We start from the raw sequence: 15,947 nt of genomic DNA on the forward strand, positions 1-15,947 counted from the left end.
CCGTTAACAAAATTAGCTGCGTAAGCGGCGTGCCTTACTTTTGACTTTTGGGCTTCCGATTCAGCATTTTCAGCTCGCGGAAGCGTTTGACCCAGCCTTCTCGAACGGTCTGTTCGCTGCGTTCGACCGCCAGCGAATCGTCTGGCACGTCCTTCGTGATAACGGAGCCAGATCCGATAAAGGCGCCCGCGCCGATCTTCACCGGGGCCACCAGCGACGAATTCGAGCCGACAAACGCGCCGGCGCCGATCTCGGTGCGGTGCTTGTCGAAGCCGTCGTAATTGCAGGTGATCGTGCCCGCGCCGATGTTGGCGTTCGCGCCGATATGCGTATCGCCGATATAGGTCAGGTGATTGACCTTCACACCGGCCTCCAGATCGGCGGCCTTGGTCTCGACGAAGTTGCCGATGCGAACGCCCTCGCCCAGCACCGTGCCCGGCCGCAGCCTTGCATAAGGGCCGATCGATGCATTCTTGCCGATGCGTGCGCCGACGATGTTCGAGAACGAGTGGATCACCGCGCCGTCGTCGATGGCGACGCCCGGCCCGATCACCACGAACGGCTCGATGGTGACGTCCTTGCCGAACGTCGTGTCCGCAGCAAGGAAAACCGTTTCCGGCGCAATCAGCGTCACGCCGGCGTCGAGCGCCGCTTGCCGCAGCTTGCCCTGCATCACCTGCTCGGCTTCGGCCAGTTGTGCCTTGGTGTTGATTCCGCGCACTTCGTCCTCATCGGTTTCGATCACGGCCGCACGCAAGCCTAGCTCACGCACGATACCGACCGCATCGGTCAGATAGTACTCGCCTTTGCTGTTGCCATTCCCGATCTTGTCGAGAATTTTCAGCGCGGTGTTACCCGCGAAGGCCATGACGCCTGCGTTGCAGAGAGTCACGGCACGCTCGGTTTCGCTGGCATCGGCCTGCTCGCGGATCGCAACGAGATGGTCCCCATCCATCAACAACCGCCCGTAGCCCGTAGGGTCGGCTGCGCGAAATCCCAGAACCGCCAGCGCCGCGCCGTCCTTCAGCGCCGTTCGCAGCCGCGCGAATGTCGCACCGTCAATCAGCGGCGTATCGCCGAACGCCACCAGAATATCGTCAGCGCCAGCCGCGATAGCTTCGCGCGCCGCCAGCACCGCATGCGCGGTTCCGAGGCGCTCGCGCTGCACATAGGTCTTGGCTTCGGGACGGACGCGCCTGATCTCATCGATGACTGCCTGATGATCCGGCCCGACCACCACAGCCGTCGTGTCCCCCATGCCGCCAGGCGCTGCCGCAAGGACATGCGCAATCAGCGGTCGGCCGGCGACCGGATGCAGCACTTTGGGCAGGCTCGATCGCATCCGCGTGCCTTCGCCGGCCGCGAGTACGATCGTAAGAGTTGTTCTGCCGCTCATGCATCATCCTGTGCAGCGCGAAAGGCGCGCCGGCGTCGTCTTACCCGAGAGCGCAGAGGGACAAAAGCGTTTTGGGTGCTTCCCCCCCGCGCACGAACCCCAGCTTCTGTTAATCTTTACGGAATGATTCGCCGGGCCACGGGAGGGCCGCGCCTGAGCTATGACCAAGAACCGCAACCAGTTCCGCGATGACCTGACGGACGACGATGGCACCGGCTGGATCAACCGCATTCTCGCGGAGGAGGATGAATTCGACGGTCGCGCGATGTGGCGTCTGGCGTCCTGGGGCGTCGGCTCGGTTGCGGCCCTGGTGGTCGCAATTCTCGCGACACGGTCGCCCGCCGCGATCAACCGCGATCAAATGGCATCCGCCGAGCTCGCACGGCAATCCCAGCAGGTGCAGTGGATCGCCAAGGAAAGCCAGAACAAGGCCCGTGAGCTTGCGGCTGCGGTCGACACGCTCAACGCCGACCGCGACCGCTTGTACACCCGTGTGACTGTGCTTGAGCAGGGGCTCGACTCAGTGACCGGCGCGCTGGCGCGGTCACCTGCACCGGCATCACCTTCCCCCTCGGCATCGAAAGAACCTTCCACAGAGCCATCGCAAACCGCGCTGATGTCGCCGGCGGATGCCGATCCCATCGGACCGTTCAAGCCTGCGGAGACAAAGGCCGAGCCCGCCGCGCCGCTTCCGAAGATCGCTCCAGTCGCGACAGTCGCACCTTCCGCTCCCGCGAAGCGTGATGAGCAGAAGGCTGAAACCCCAGCGACGACTCCAACCCCAGCGCCCGAAGTCACAGCAACTCTCGCAACACCCGATGCGGCGGCTGGAGACACCCCGTCATCCAGTCTCGTGCGTCGAACCGAATTCGGGGTTGACCTCGGAGGCGCCAACTCGGTCGAGGGATTGCGCGCCGTCTGGCGCGGCGCGCTGAAGACAGGCGCGCAACAGCTCGCGTCACTGCAGCCGATCATCGTGGTGAAGGAACGCAACGACGGTCTGGGTATGCAATTGCGGCTGGTCGCCGGACCGCTTTCCGATGCGGCGGAAGCGGCGAAAGTCTGCGCCGGTCTTTTGACCGAGAGGAATCGCCCCTGCGAGACGTCGGTGTATGAAGGCCAACGCCTGAGCCTGACGAGTGCAAGCGAAAAGACGCAAGAAGCCCCTATTCACCGCCCGAAACGGCGCAGCCGGGTGCGCGCGGAAGTGGTCGAGGAGAAGCCTCGTTCGTCGTCATTCAGTTCATTTTTTGGCATGAAATAACCGCTCAACTTTGCGCCGCCCGGGTTGTGTCGTCATCCGATCCGAACCATATTCGGCGCATGAAAAAAGAGCCGTTCAGACTGACCCCGTATCAGGTGCAATGGATTCTGGTCGTGGGTTTTCTCACCGTCGGATACGCCCTGTACCTGCGTTACATGGCCATTGAATTTTCACAGGTACGGCTCGAATGCGAGGCCGGCCTGCAAACCATGCTGTGCAAGACGCGCACGCTGATGATGTATTTGTTCAAGCACTATGTGTTCGGCATCGCGGCGCTGGTCATCGCGACCCTGCACGTGATCCGGCCGTCGATCGTGACGCTCACCGCAGGGCTGATCGCCGCATCGTTCGGGATCGTGCTCTATAATATTGGACTGTCAGGCGTCGCGATTGCGCTGCTTATTCTGGGGTTCGCACGACCCGCGCCCGCGACAGCGTAAGCGCAAGCAGCAGATACAATCCGCAAGTCCAGAGCGACTGCCAGTTGGCAGGTCCCTCGTTGAAACCGATATAGAGCGCGGAGAGCGCAAGCGTGGCGGCAAAGACGGTCTCGGTGATCGGACGCCTGCCGGAGGTCGGCCGGTTGAGCGCGGTCAGCAGCAGGAATGGCACGACGGCCATGGTCAGCGCAGCGAACTGGAAATCGCGGTAGCGCGGATCGAACACGAAGCCCAGCGCCGTCTGGGTTGCGAGCGCCGTCGTCACCAGCAGCACGACCCCGAGAATGGTCTGCATCCGAGAGCCGGTGCGATAATCGCGCGGACCGATAAGCTCCAGAAATGTCGGAAGACCGCGGCCGTACATCACAGTATTGGCCACGATCAAAGGCGACAGCACGGCGGCGGCGAATAGCAAAATGCCGACAGTCCAGCCACCGATCCCAAGGCTTTCGACCAGCAACTTTTCGAGTGCGACGCCAAACAGTGCGCCACCCGCGGTTGCGCAGATCGCAACAGTGACCCAGGAGCTCAACCGCGGCGACCATGGCCTGCGGCGCAGAGTCAGCAACGCCACGCCAAAGACGAGCGCCGAGAAAATCATGCCCGCGGCGGCATAAACCTTCGCGCGGGGAAAGTTGGTGATGGGCTCACCCGCTGGATATTTCAGCTCACGCGCGCCGCCGGCATCGAACAGGCCCCAGTGGCCTCCCACGGTGCCTTCCCACATCCGCTTCCACGGCTGGTCGTAGGCTTCGATGAGGTTGACCCGGAACTTCTGCTGGCGGGCAAGTTCAAGAATTTCGGAAACGACCCGGGCCTGGTTGGCTCGCGACGGCAGTGCGCCTTCACGCATACGGCCCGCGCTCGGCCAACCGGTTTCCCCGATCAGGATCTCCTTGTTGGGAAACGCGACAGCCATCCGCTTGCGGATCGATTCGACGTGACCGGCCGCATACTTCGCGCGAATCGGGAAATCCTCCCAGTACGGCAGGATATGAATGGTGACGAAATCGACGGCATCGTAGACGTCGCGATTCTTGAGCCAGAATTCCCATACGTCGGCGTAGGTCACCTGCATGGCGCCGACCTTCGACTTCACGTAGCGGATGTTCGCCACTAGATCGGCCGCAGTCATTTCGCCGCGCAGCAACACCTCGTTACCGACGATGACTGCGCTGACGACAGACGAATGCTTTTTGGCGAGAGCGATGGCCGTTTCCATCTGCACCCGGTTGTCGACGCGGTTCGTTCCGATCCAGATTCCCAGCATCACCTTGAGACCGGCCTTCTGGGCAAGCTCGGGCACCATGTCGAGACCGTTGCCGACCGAATAGGTCCGGATGCAGCCGGTGACCTTGGCGAGCTGCGCGAAATCCTCCGCCATCTGTTCCGGCGCGATGATCAGTCCGGGTTCAAGGGGATTCTGTGCACCCCGGAAAGGCGCGTAGGAGACGCATTCCAACTTCGCGGCAGGGTCGATGGGGGCGCGCGCCAATACGATCGGCGTGGCCAACCACCACCACACCGCGGCAATAGCGCTCAGGGATATGACGAGAAGGGCCAGCGGCGTACGAAGGGAAATTGGTTCCGTCCTCCAAGAAGGCACGTCGATAACGGGTCGCCGCCGGTCTGCCAAGACCCCCTCCGCCCGCCGCCCCCTGTCTTCTCGTCGCATACCCCCACCGAAACCGTCCCAAGCTTCCGCATTGCTGGACAAAAACATAAATGTCCTTCATTGGAATCAGGCAGTTGCGGTAGAGGCAATCTTCCGCCGCAATGGGAAGGCATCTGTGTGCCGCCGCGTTGCGAGGCACAATCAATCGGGGATTTCATGCGTCGGGTTCGTACCGGGTTTCGAGTTGCAATTTTTCAGCGCGTCGCCGTTCCGGCCCTGGCCCTGTTTGTGGGCATTGGCGCTGCCATCGCCCAGAGCGGTGATCTCCGCGCTCAGGACTCGGCTCCCAAGCAGGCAGCCCCTGCGGACGCCGCCAAGGACAGCCAGCGCAAGGCCGACGAGTTCGTGGAAGCCGCGCAGGCGATTAACGGGCCTGCCGGAAATCCGGAATGCGTCTGGCTCGGCCGACGAGTGGTCGGGCTGATGTGGCGCGACGATCTCGATACGGCATTCCGTCACCTCGATCTCTACGAGCGGTTCGGGTGCCCCGGCGGTCACATCCAGGGTGCGTTCCGCTGTCTGGTGCGCTTCGGCGCCACGATTGATCCGAAAGTCGCGGAAACCCTGAATGGCCGCGTCCATGCGTGCTGGATCAACCCTGCCGCCCAGCCGCAGGCGGCGGCTGCACCGCCTCCAGCGGCGCCTGCTGCCCCGGCAGGGACGTCGCCTGCCCCGGCCGCCGCCGCTCCGGCGGCACCCGCGAAATAGCTGGCTGCAAATACCGCGCGCGGAACGAATCGGCTTAATTTCCATCGGATTGCGGCAGCGCCCTCAAAAGGCCATGTCGCCATATGAGTTGTTAAGCTGCACGGCATAGATAAGCTGCCTCTGACGCTGCCGAACCGAGGGGACAGGTTCGCGATCCTCCACGTTCGGCCCCGTATGGTTTTCCTTGATGCGCGCCATCGTTGCTGTCCTGTTGTGCGTTACTGCGGCTCACGCCGCCCTCTGGGGGGTGTTGCGGGATGAGCAGAAAGCCCCCGACTTCAACGGAATGCTGCCGAGCGTGTCCTATGCTCCGTTCGAGGGAACCGGGCATCCCGACGTCGACAATATTCCCAGCGCCGAGAAAATTCGGGCGGACCTGAAAAAACTGGTTCCGCTCACCAAGGCCATCCGTCTGTATTCCTCGACGGGCGGCGTTGAACTCGTCCCGGCGATTGCCGCAGAATTCGGCCTCAAGGTCACGGTGGGCGCCTGGATCGACAAGAACGTCGAGCGAAACGAACGTGAAATCGCCGCCGCTCTCGATCTTGCCAAGCACAATCCCAATGTCATCGGGATCGTTGTCGGAAACGAAACCATCTACCGCGGCGAGCAAAAGGTCGAAGACCTCATCGAGCTGATCCAGCGCGTCAAGAAACAAACCACCATTCCTGTGACGACCGGCGAGATCTGGAACATCTGGCGCGACAATCCGCAACTGGCGTCATCCGTCGATTTCATCGCCGCGCACATCCTGCCGTACTGGGAAAATTTCACCGACAAGCAGGCCGTCGATCAGGCGATGTACATCTACCAGCTTCTGCGCGACGGCTTTCCGGGCAAGCGGGTGGTGATTGCCGAATTCGGCTGGCCGAGCGCCGGGTACAATCTAAAGAACGCGTTCCCCGGCCCGTTCGAGCAGGCTGCCGTGTTGCGTAATTTCGTGACCCGCGCTGAAGCTGTGGGAATGGATTACAATATCGTCGAAGCGATCGACCAGCCTTGGAAGTTTTTTGAAGGTGGCGTAGGCCCTTACTGGGGTATTCTTAATGCTTCCCGCGAACCGAAATTCGCGTGGAGCGGGCCTATCGTGGACCACGACTATTGGAAGGTCGCCGGCATCGCCCTGCTGGTCGGCGTTCTGCTGTCGCTCCCTATCTTTCGTCTCGCCAGCCCCACCGTCATGCAATCGATCGTCCTCGCCACTGCCGCGAGTGGTGTCGGCGCGTGGTTCGCAACCGTCTTCGCTTACTGGAACACGCATTACTTCGTCTTCGGATCCGCATTCGCGCTGACGTTGGGCCTGATCCTGCTCGTGCCGCTTGTTCTGATCGCGATGGCCCGGATCGAGGAAATCGCAACCATCGCATTTGGCCGCAAGCCGTCGCGCCTTATCAACGCCGCGGTCACGCCCGTCGCGAGCGGCTTCCATCCCAAGGTCTCGATCCACGTGCCCGCGTATTTCGAGCCGCCGGAGATGCTGAAGCAGACGCTCGATGCGGTGTCGCGGCTGGACTACCCGAATTTCGAATGCGTCGTGATCATCAACAATACGCCGGACCCGACCTTCTGGCAGCCAATCCAGGATCATTGCCGCGCACTGGGCGAGCGCTTCATTTTCATCAACGCCGAGAAGGTCGAAGGCTTCAAGGCCGGCGCTCTCAAGATCGCCATGGCGCGGACCGCCGCCGACGCGGAAATCATCGGCATCATCGATGCCGATTACGTGGTCACGCCAGACTGGCTGAAGGACCTTGTTCCCGTCTTCGCCGACCCTCATGTGGGTCTCGTGCAGGCGCCGCAGGACCATCGTGACGGCGATCGCTCGCTGATGCACTACGCCATGAACGGCGAGTACGCCGGATTCTTCGACATTGGCATGGTGCAGCGGAACGAGGTCAATGCCATCATCGTCCACGGCACGATGTGTCTCATTCGCCGCGCGGCGATGGACATGGCGGGCGGCTGGGCCGGCGACACGATCTGCGAAGACACCGATCTCGGCCTCGCCGTGATCGAGCACGGCTGGCAGACACACTACACAAACAAGCGCTATGGCTACGGCCTGCTGCCGGACACCTACGAAGCCTTCAAGAAGCAGCGCCATCGCTGGGCTTATGGCGGCTTCCAGATCGTCAAGAAGCACTGGCGCCGGTTCCTGCCCAACGCCAGCCGGCTTTCACCGGATCAGAAGCGCGAGTTCGCGCTCGGCTGGCTGAACTGGCTAGGCGCGGAAAGCCTCGGCGTAGTTGTTGCGATTCTGAATCTGATCTGGGTGCCGATCGTCTCGTTCGCCGACATCGCGATTCCGGACAAGATTCTCACCCTGCCGATCATCGCGGCGTTCGTGGTGTCGCTCGCGCATTTCCTCACGCTTTATCGGCTTCGTGTGCCGGTGAAGGTCGGCCAGATGCTAGGCGCGATGGTCGCCGCCATGTCGGTGCAGTGGACCGTGTCGCGGGCCGTCGCCAACGGCCTGATCACCGATCATCTTCCGTTCGCGCGCACATCCAAGGGCGGTCTCTCGCTCATGTCGGTGGAATTCCAGGCGTTCTGGGAAGCCGTGATCGGTACCCTCCTCATCATCGGCGCAATCGTGCTGGTCGCGTTCAATGCGAAGGAAGTCCGGGAGATCAATATCTTCGCGGGCGTGCTGGTGTTGCAGAGTCTGCCCTTCCTGTCCGCCGTGGCCATCGCAATCCTCGAGAACTCACGGATCAATGCGTTCACCTTCTGGAGTTCGTCCACGGTGCGCGCGGCCGAACTGATCGGGCTTCGCCGCGAAACGACACCGACGAACATGACGGTTCAACAACCGGTCACGTCGGATGTCCGTTCGGATATCAACTGATTGTTTTCCGGATTTCCGGGAACATCCACGATCGACGATGTGGCTAGTCGAACGAGATTTTTGCAATCATCGCCTCAAGCCGCGTTCGCTCTTCCGGCTTGCAGACATCCGCTCGCATACGCGCCTGTCCAGTTGCTGAAAACCGTCCGAACGTCTGCTGACGAGCGGTGGCGATCCTGGCGCGGACATCCCTCTGCTGGGCGGGGCTTAACCGCAACGATTTCGCGCCGTCCTGAATCAGCCGGTCGATCCTGGCCGCGAAATTCCATTCGCACAGGTCCCCCAGCGCCAATACCTCGCCTATGGCTGACGAGGCTATTTCGATAGCAGCGTCGGTATCGTCATCGGCGCGAGCCGTTTGAAGGCCGATCACGCTAGCCATCAGCAAGGCGATGAGCGCAAGGCGCATGAATGCTGTCCGCCGATGGCTTGGATTGTGGTGATCGGGATGGGATTCGAACCCATGACCCCATGATTAAAAGCAACGAGAATACCTAGGACACCAAGGGACATCGTGGGACATTTATCGACTAGCCAAGATACCCCATGATTTATGGGACATTACGAACATAAGTCTACTTTTCCAAGCCTCGTTCAACCAACCGGCGAATAGCCTCCGACATTTTCGGCTTATCTGGCTGATCATTTGCCCACTCAACGATCTTGGTTCGTAATTTGGCATCGCCACGGAATCCTATAAGCGGCACTTGGCCGGTCGCAGGACGCCCTCTTTTTTGTTTAACAATTATTGCCTTCTTCATTTCGTCAGTATAACAATCTGATCGGAACATCGGAATCCCAATGCCGCTAACACTGACGCAAGAGGTCGTGGATAGATTCACAGAAAGTGGGAGTTATCGCGATTCTTACCACAACGATTATGTTGTCCCCGGTCTTGCACTTTTTCGACCGGCTACACGTAAACCCATGTTTGTCGTTCGCTACGCCTCCGACGGCGAAGTGATCCAAGAGACACTTGGAAAGACAACGAAATTAAGCCTGAAAAAAGCGCGAAAAATTGCGAGAAAAATTCTCGATGCGCGGCTTGCCATCCCGCTCGATCGAATCACACGCCCGCGCAAAAAGCTGAAACGAAAGAAAGCTCAATTGCCGGAGGGCGAAATTGCGGCCGTACAGCCGCTGCCCGTGACAGCGCCTTTTTTTTCTGACGATAAAGGGCCACGCCGAATGCTTTTCTATCCCGACCTGATGGCAAAGAGAGGCATCAAATACAGCCGTCGCCATCTCCTTCGACTTGAAAACAGCGGCAAATTTCCCAAGCGCGTCAAGCTCGGCGAAAACTGCGTTGCTTGGGTAGAAACGGAAATTGACGAGTATCTTGAAATGGTGATCGCGCGACGAAGCTAAGAGCGTTCCGCCCCGGCAGAGGGGCGGAACGTAATGGTTATTCGAATCTTAACCTAGTCAGACTAGGTTCAGTTCAAGCGCATCGGCCAAGCCTTGAGCCCGTAGTCGTGGGCATCGAGAATCGTTCCATCGCGTCCCTTGCGGTAGCGGCGGAAGATCACGTTCCCCGGCTTCTTAGGCGGTTTGTTCTTCACCATAGTTCCTCCTTTCTCCGACGCAGGGTATTGCGACCATAGGGAAAGGCGAGTATCTCTTGGGCTGCCAAGCCAAGTGCCATTCCGTTTGATCGACCGCCCCCGGGCCGCGTCGGCCATCCGGAGACGATAAAAAAGCCGGTCGCCCCACAGCGACCGGCTTTTTTCATCTGAGGGCGAGTTTCAGCGTTCGCACGCGAAACTCCGCACATTCGCGGCTCACACCAAACCGCTGAACAATTTCGTTCACCGAGGTGCAGTTAGATACAAGATGCCTGGGCATCAGCAACGCCCCAGCAAAGCGGTTCGCCTGCCACTCCGGGTTGCGAAAGGCAGGAAGAACCGCTGCGGGTATTGTTGTTCGGTTCAGTGTTCCGATGTGCATGATGGCGTGACCGGCTTCATGCGCGAGCGTGAAACGATCCCGTCCTTTACCTAACGTCGCTCCGTCATACACATCATCGCGGATCATGAACGACCGGGTTACGGGATTAACCGCCCCCATACGACCACCCATTAGGTCCGCCTCGACGACATCAAATTCAATGCCCTCGACGACGTATTCGATTCCCTTTTCGACGAACTCTACAATGGGAAACCACGACTCGTCTTCGAGGCCAAACATCCGGCGGACAGCATCCGCAAGATTTTCAATGCTTTCGCCGGAACGCGGCGGGGCTTCGAAGACGATGTCGCTCATTCGAACGTCTTCTTCAAAAGCAGATGAAGGTTGTCACGCTTCTCGCGTGGCAATTCACCGAATCTAGCAAGCAATGCCGCAGCCTGCCGGTCGCCATCCGAGAAGTCGGATGCAACCGCAATCCGAAACTCTCGCTGAGACATAAGTGCCGCGTCTTTCAAGTGTTGCAAATCATCACCTCCTAAATCTGCCCAAGCCGCAATCCGTTCAACCAAACCTGACGGAATTGCTTTTCTTCCAGTTTCGATTCCGGACAAAAACGAGGTGGCTACGCCAATCCCCCCAGCCATGTCTTTTAAAAGCCAACCTCGGTCAATTCGCAGCTTACGCAGCGCCTTCCCGAGCGGATTCAACATCGATCTTGCTCCATTAAATTATCCTCACCCTGCGGTGAATTCATTTCACCTGCAAAGGTGAACTTAGTGCGCGTCGCGGTGATCCGCAAGTACCCCAGCGGGTGAAATCTCTCTGGCTAGTAGAAAAATCTCAAACTGGAGACTCGCCGGAAGTTGGTGACTATGTGGTGACTAAAACCCGCCGTTCTGCGCTTCCGAAGTCAGCGCGCGCTAGTTCGAGTGCCGCAACCCTCTGAAGCATCCATGTTTTTCCTCGCCATGTTGACCATATGCTGACCAAAGGCTGTTTTTCGACAGAAAACCAATGGATGCCGCACCGCAGCATCTCTTAGGTTTTTGATTTTTAAGGGAATTTTTGGTGATCGGGATGGGATTCGAACCCATGACCCCATGATTAAAAGTCACGTGCTCTACCGACTGAGCTACCCGATCACATGCCGGGCTGTGTAAGTGGCGGGTGGATGTGGGTCAAGTGCAGCCCCGAGCCTTTGCTTGGGTTGTGGAATTCCCTTGGGGACGGTGGGAAACGCTGTCCGAACCTGCGCCGGAACCCTGCCCGTTTGCAACCGAGGCGACACGAGCCGCCAGCTATCCGCAGGCGCTCATTGACGCTGGAACAAATAGAGAACATGATGCACGCATCACGGGATAATCCAGATGCCTGATATCTCCTACTATGTTGCTCTTGCCTTTTGCGCCGACGACGAAGGGTCTGTCGTGGCCGGTGCTGCGGAAGAATTTCAGAGCGCCTCCACCGCGATTCGACGTGCGGATACGCTTTCACGAGCGCCCGGGATCGTCGGTGCTGTGGCTTTCACACGCTCGGGCGATCCGATGACGGGCGACTTCAAGGATGCGACGCTTTTGAAAGCCTTCGGCAGTGTGCCTGCCGACCTGTCCGCTCTCTGATCTTCTGGCTCCGCGGTTTCGCATCCTCTGACTGGGCCGTTGGCCGCGTATCAGCGCCTGCGGTCTTCCAGCTCCTTGAGTTCTTCTTCGCTAAGATCGTTTCGAGGAATGGCGAAGTCGCCGCTATCGGGATCGACCCTGAACGGCGCGTCCTTGGTCGGGTCAGCGGCAGGCTTTTTCCGCTTACCGCCATCCGCAGCCTTGTCTTTCTTCCTGGGTCCCGTCATCGGGTTGGTTTCCTTGCCCGCGATGCCGGAATGGCCGACATCATTCCCTTGAATATGGCTGACGTTAAGCGCATCTGCTACGTCTAGTTCGCCAGTTTTCGGGGAATGCGCCATGACGGATTTGCCAGCGTCTTCACAGGATGCCGCCCGTGATTTTGACGTGCCTGTTCCGTACATGCAGCGGACGCGCGACTATTACCTCGCCATCGGATACGACACGCCCTATCGCTGGGCGCATCACATCGCCGCTCCTTTTCAACCCCTGACAAAACCGCTCGCGTCATCGCGTGTGGCGATCATCACCACTGCCGCGCGCTTCGACCCATCGAAGGGCGATCAGGGACCGGGCGCCTTGTATAACGGCAGCGCGAAATTCTATCAGGTCTATGCTGGTGATACATCGCAGGAGCATGACCTTCGCATATCCCACATCGCCTACGACCGTGTGCATACGTCCGCGACCGATATGAACACATGGTTTCCGTTGGCCCAATTGCGTCGCCTTGCCGCCCAGGGCCGTATCGGATCGGTCGCGCCACATTTCTTCGGCGCGCCGACCAACCGCAGCCACCGCGCGACGATCGACATCGATGCGCCCGATATTCTCGCACGCTGCAAGGCCGACGACGTCGATGTTGCTGTCCTGGTGCCGAATTGCCCGGTTTGTCATCAGACCATCGCGCTGACGGCGCGGCATCTCGAAGCCAATGGCATTGCGACGGTGGTGATGGGTTGCGCCAAGGACATCGTCGAGCACGCGGCCGTGCCGCGATTTCTGTTCAGCGATTTTCCATTGGGCAATTCCGCCGGAAAACCGCACGACGTCTCGTCGCAGGCTCTAACACTTGAACTGGCATTGAAGGTGCTGGAAAACGCGCCAGGTCCACAAACCACGGTTCAGTCGCCGCTGCGCTGGAGCGCGGACGCTTCATGGAAACTCGATTACAACAACATCGAACGCATGTCGCCCGAGGATCTGGCGCGCCGCCGGCGTGACTTCGATGCCCAGAAGGAAGCCGCGCGCGTCAATCGCGTGGCTTAAATCCTCAATCGTCTTTTCCAGCCGCCTTGCGAAGCGCGGCATTGATCCGGTCCTGCCATCCCGGGCCATCCTCCTGGAAATGCTCCAGCACATCCTGATCGATCCGCAACGAGACGAGTTCTTTCACACCTGGAATCGCCGCCTGCTTCGGAATTGCCTCCGGCGCTTTGGTCGTAACGGTTTTGAATGCGGCCTCGGCTTCCGATTTGGCGTCGCTCAGTGTGCGCGGTCGTCTTGGAGGTGATGCCATATCAAATTCCTTCGAACAGCGCCGTCGAGAGATAGCGCTCGGAGAATGACGGCACGATCGCAAGAATGGTCTTGCCCGCATTCTCCGGCCGCTTGCCGAGTTCGAGCGCGGCGGCGATGGCTGCTCCCGATGAGATGCCGCCGGGAATGCCCTCGTTGCGCGCAAGTGCGCGGGACATCGCGATGGCAGTTGCGCTGTCGACCTTGACGATCTCATCAATCACGCTGCGATCAAGAACGTCCGGCACGAAACCCGCGCCGATGCCCTGAATCTTGTGCGGCGAATGCTGGCCGCCCGATAGGACCGGGCTCTCCACCGGCTCGACGGCAACAATGCGCAACGATGGCTTTCGCGGCTTCAGGATTTGGCCCACGCCGGTGATCGTGCCGCCGGTGCCGACGCCGGCCACGAACACGTCGATGTTACCGTTGGTGTCGTTCCAGATTTCCTCGGCCGTCGTGCGTCGATGAACTTCAGGATTGGCGAGGTTCTTGAACTGTTGCGGCATCACGGAATTCGGTGTGTTGCGGATCAGTTCTTCCGCCGTGGCAATCGCGCCCTTCATGCCCTGAGCGGCTGGCGTCAGGACGATTTCGGCGCCGAGGAACGCCAGCATCTTGCGACGCTCGATCGACATCGATTCGGGCATCACCAGTTTCAGCCGATAGCCGCGCGACGCCGCGACAAAAGCCAGCGCGATGCCGGTATTGCCGGACGTCGGCTCGATCAACACGGTATCGGCATTGATGATGCCGGCTTTCTCCATGGCAATGACCATTGCCGCGCCGATACGGTCCTTCACGCTGGCCGCCGGATTGAAATACTCAAGTTTAGCGAGAATTGTCGCCTTTACTCCGTTTTGCTCCGGCAGACGGCGCAGCTTGACAGTAGGCGTGTCGCCGAATGCATCGACGATGCTGTCGTAGATTTGTCCGCGCCCGGGGCGGTGGGTTTGTGAAGCGCCAGGATTTGCTTTGGTGTCCATGCCGGGTTCTCCAGATCAATCAGTGCATTGTGAGAGAAAGTTGCGCAGAGCGAAAGACTTCCACCATTAAGAGTGCGGCGGCGACGCGCGCAAGAGGCAATCACATCCGCGTATGCGCTGCATCGCAAAATGGTATTTCGCAAAAGGAACGCATTTGTGTTGCGACATCTTCAAACTCCCGAGCCTATACTCGACACAGGCTTAAACTCGTAAGGGAGGTCACGATGCCAGCGCTTGCTGAGATCCTGTCGACCAAACCGTCACGACTGCCTTCGCGCACGGCAGACCGGCCCATCTGCTCGGTTTGCGCGGACTCGATGATAGCCGCGGAAGCATCCGCGTTTCTCTCCGACGAGGTGATCAGCTATCTGTGGACCTGCGACAACTGCGGGTATGGCTTCGTCACGAAGCACTCCACAAGGATCGTCTGCAGCTAAACCTGAAGGCTCAACGCAGCGGAATATCTCCCGCCGCCCATTCCGCGCGCGTCAATGCACGAAAATCGTCGAAGGACCCCGCCGCGATTGCAGCGCGCGCGCCCTGCATCAGGCTCTGATAGTACGCGATATTGATCTCCGACAGCAGCATCGCGCCGAGCGCTTCGTCGGACCTGATCAGATGATGCAAATAGGCGCGAGAATAGCTATTCGTCGATCGCCAGTTGCTCTCCTCGTCCAGCGGGCGCGGATCGTCGGCGTGACGGGCATTGCGCAAATTCACTACACCGCCTCGCGTGAAGGCATGGCCGTGGCGGCCGTTGCGTGTCGGCAGCACACAATCGAACATGTCGATCCCGCGCGAGATCGCCTCCAGCATGTCGTCCGGCGTGCCTACGCCCATCAGGTAACGCGGGCGCTCCTGCGGCAGCAACGGCGCGACCTCTTCGATCATCGCGAGCATAACAGCCTGCGGCTCGCCCACGGCAAGACCTCCGACGGCATAGCCGTGGAAACCGATATCGATCAGGGCACTGGTGCTTTCCCGGCGCAGTTCGGGGATATCGCCGCCCTGCGCGATGCCGAACAGCATGTATCCCGCAGGTGCGGTTTCGAAAGCGCGCTTGCTGCGTTCGGCCCACCGTATCGATAACTGCATGGCGCGCTCGATATCCGCGCGCTCCGCCGGCAGCCGCACACATTCATCAAGCTGCATGGCGATGTCCGAACCCAGCAGGCGCTGCACCTCGATGGCGCGTTCGGGAGACAACTCCACTTTGCTGCCGTCGATATGCGAACTGAAGGTCACAGCGTGCTCGGTCACCTTGCGCAGCTTCGCAAGCGACATGACCTGAAAGCCGCCGGAATCGGTCAACATCGGACCGTTCCATGTGGTGAATTTCTGCAATCCGCCGAGTTTGGCGATCCGCTCCGCGCCCGGCCGCAGCATGAGGTGATAGGTGTTGCCGAGCACGATGTCCGCACCCGTGTCGCGGATATCGCGCCAGTGGATGCCTTTCATCGCGCCTGCCGTGCCGACAGGCATGAAGGCAGGTGTGCGCACCACGCCATGCGGCGTCGTGAGTTCGCCGGTCCGCGCCTCGCCGTCACGGCCGAGCAGCTTGAAGTGATTGGGAAGGCTCATTGGA

General features: G+C 59.9%; 19 protein-coding genes and 1 tRNA gene. 8 read left to right on the top strand and 12 right to left on the bottom strand.

The genetic code is table 11. The annotated features are described in order from the left end of the window. Positions 1-34 precede the first annotated feature (34 nt). Positions 35-1,396, bottom strand: a complete 1,362-nt coding sequence (gene glmU / locus AC07UB_RS02745; protein ID WP_494652246.1) for a bifunctional UDP-N-acetylglucosamine diphosphorylase/glucosamine-1-phosphate N-acetyltransferase GlmU — start codon at positions 1,394-1,396, stop codon at positions 35-37. Between the two features lie 160 nt (positions 1,397-1,556). Between glmU and AC07UB_RS02750 the strand changes: the two genes are divergently transcribed. Together AC07UB_RS02750 and AC07UB_RS02755 are read left to right on the top strand one after the other, a co-directional pair. Next, complete coding sequence (locus tag AC07UB_RS02750; RefSeq protein ID WP_494652245.1) at positions 1,557-2,660, top strand: hypothetical protein; 1,104 nt, start codon at positions 1,557-1,559, stop codon at positions 2,658-2,660. Between the two features lie 59 nt (positions 2,661-2,719). Then, the gene (locus tag AC07UB_RS02755; RefSeq protein ID WP_492789147.1) at positions 2,720-3,100 is read left to right on the top strand and encodes a hypothetical protein; all 381 of its coding nucleotides are present in this window, start codon (positions 2,720-2,722) and stop codon (positions 3,098-3,100) included. On the opposite strand, the gene AC07UB_RS02760 is transcribed toward AC07UB_RS02755, so the two are convergent. Next, positions 3,060-4,775: a glycoside hydrolase family 17 protein gene (locus AC07UB_RS02760; RefSeq protein WP_492789146.1), complete on the bottom strand. Its 1,716-nt coding sequence runs from the start codon at positions 4,773-4,775 to the stop codon at positions 3,060-3,062. The two genes, AC07UB_RS02755 and AC07UB_RS02760, sit on opposite strands and share 41 nt — an antisense overlap. Before the next feature lie 156 nt (positions 4,776-4,931). Between AC07UB_RS02760 and AC07UB_RS02765 the strand changes: the two genes are divergently transcribed. Continuing rightward, entirely contained in the window at positions 4,932-5,483 is a 552-nt protein-coding gene (locus tag AC07UB_RS02765; RefSeq protein WP_492789145.1) for a beta-1-3, beta-1-6-glucan biosynthesis protein, read from the top strand. A 63-nt stretch (positions 5,484-5,546) separates the two neighbouring features. Here the strand turns inward: AC07UB_RS02765 and AC07UB_RS02770 are convergent, their stop codons facing one another. After that, a complete protein-coding gene (locus AC07UB_RS02770; RefSeq protein WP_492789144.1) occupies positions 5,547-5,681 on the bottom strand; it encodes a hypothetical protein in 135 nt (44 codons plus the stop codon). Here AC07UB_RS02770 and AC07UB_RS02775 point away from each other — a divergent pair. Then, complete coding sequence (locus tag AC07UB_RS02775) at positions 5,671-8,331, top strand: glycosyltransferase (protein ID WP_492789143.1); 2,661 nt, start codon at positions 5,671-5,673, stop codon at positions 8,329-8,331. The two genes, AC07UB_RS02770 and AC07UB_RS02775, sit on opposite strands and share 11 nt — an antisense overlap. A 43-nt stretch (positions 8,332-8,374) precedes the next feature. Here the strand turns inward: AC07UB_RS02775 and AC07UB_RS02780 are convergent, their stop codons facing one another. Next, positions 8,375-8,740 (bottom strand): hypothetical protein, encoded by a 366-nt coding sequence (locus AC07UB_RS02780; RefSeq protein WP_492789142.1) that lies wholly within the window; start codon positions 8,738-8,740, stop codon positions 8,375-8,377. A gap of 392 nt (positions 8,741-9,132) precedes the next feature. Here AC07UB_RS02780 and AC07UB_RS02785 point away from each other — a divergent pair, with 392 nt between their 5' ends. After that, complete coding sequence (locus AC07UB_RS02785; protein WP_494652242.1) at positions 9,133-9,699, top strand: AlpA family phage regulatory protein; 567 nt, start codon at positions 9,133-9,135, stop codon at positions 9,697-9,699. Between the two features lie 68 nt (positions 9,700-9,767). On the opposite strand, the gene AC07UB_RS02790 is transcribed toward AC07UB_RS02785, so the two are convergent. The 4 genes from AC07UB_RS02790 to AC07UB_RS02805 form a co-directional block, all read right to left on the bottom strand. Next, positions 9,768-9,896 carry a hypothetical protein gene (locus tag AC07UB_RS02790; protein ID WP_494652241.1) on the bottom strand — a complete coding sequence of 43 codons (129 nt, stop codon included), beginning with the start codon at positions 9,894-9,896 and terminating at the stop codon, positions 9,768-9,770. A 163-nt stretch (positions 9,897-10,059) separates the two neighbouring features. Further along, positions 10,060-10,593: an ImmA/IrrE family metallo-endopeptidase gene (locus tag AC07UB_RS02795; protein ID WP_494652239.1), complete on the bottom strand. Its 534-nt coding sequence runs from the start codon at positions 10,591-10,593 to the stop codon at positions 10,060-10,062. Continuing rightward, positions 10,590-10,949, bottom strand: coding sequence for a helix-turn-helix domain-containing protein (locus AC07UB_RS02800; RefSeq protein ID WP_494652237.1), 360 nt, complete (start codon positions 10,947-10,949; stop codon positions 10,590-10,592). Before AC07UB_RS02800 ends, AC07UB_RS02795 begins: the two co-directional genes overlap by 4 nt. Before the next feature lie 356 nt (positions 10,950-11,305). Further along, positions 11,306-11,381 (bottom strand) — tRNA-Lys (locus AC07UB_RS02805). A 225-nt stretch (positions 11,382-11,606) separates the two neighbouring features. Here AC07UB_RS02805 and AC07UB_RS02810 point away from each other — a divergent pair. Next, the gene (locus AC07UB_RS02810; RefSeq protein ID WP_492789141.1) at positions 11,607-11,858 is read left to right on the top strand and encodes a hypothetical protein; all 252 of its coding nucleotides are present in this window, start codon (positions 11,607-11,609) and stop codon (positions 11,856-11,858) included. Between the two features lie 50 nt (positions 11,859-11,908). On the opposite strand, the gene AC07UB_RS02815 is transcribed toward AC07UB_RS02810, so the two are convergent. After that, positions 11,909-12,199: a hypothetical protein gene (locus AC07UB_RS02815; RefSeq protein WP_492789140.1), complete on the bottom strand. Its 291-nt coding sequence runs from the start codon at positions 12,197-12,199 to the stop codon at positions 11,909-11,911. Here AC07UB_RS02815 and AC07UB_RS02820 point away from each other — a divergent pair. After that, on the top strand, positions 12,198-13,127 hold the full coding sequence (locus AC07UB_RS02820; protein WP_494652235.1) for a glycine/sarcosine/betaine reductase selenoprotein B family protein: 930 nt from the start codon (positions 12,198-12,200) through the stop codon (positions 13,125-13,127). The two genes, AC07UB_RS02815 and AC07UB_RS02820, sit on opposite strands and share 2 nt — an antisense overlap. A 4-nt stretch (positions 13,128-13,131) precedes the next feature. On the opposite strand, the gene AC07UB_RS02825 is transcribed toward AC07UB_RS02820, so the two are convergent. Beyond that, complete coding sequence (locus AC07UB_RS02825) at positions 13,132-13,377, bottom strand: BrnA antitoxin family protein (protein WP_492789138.1); 246 nt, start codon at positions 13,375-13,377, stop codon at positions 13,132-13,134. Position 13,378: 1 nt separating this feature from the next. Then, a complete protein-coding gene (gene cysK, locus AC07UB_RS02830) occupies positions 13,379-14,362 on the bottom strand; it encodes a cysteine synthase A (RefSeq protein ID WP_492789137.1) in 984 nt (327 codons plus the stop codon). A 224-nt stretch (positions 14,363-14,586) separates the two neighbouring features. On the opposite strand from cysK, the gene AC07UB_RS02835 reads away from it, so the two are divergent. Continuing rightward, positions 14,587-14,799, top strand: a complete 213-nt coding sequence (locus tag AC07UB_RS02835; protein ID WP_492789136.1) for a hypothetical protein — start codon at positions 14,587-14,589, stop codon at positions 14,797-14,799. Positions 14,800-14,809: 10 nt separating this feature from the next. On the opposite strand, the gene tgt is transcribed toward AC07UB_RS02835, so the two are convergent. Then, a complete protein-coding gene (gene tgt, locus AC07UB_RS02840; protein ID WP_492789135.1) occupies positions 14,810-15,943 on the bottom strand; it encodes a tRNA guanosine(34) transglycosylase Tgt in 1,134 nt (377 codons plus the stop codon). Positions 15,944-15,947: the final 4 nt, after the last annotated feature.

Source organism: Afipia sp. GW821-FHT04G03 (assembly GCF_059419985.1).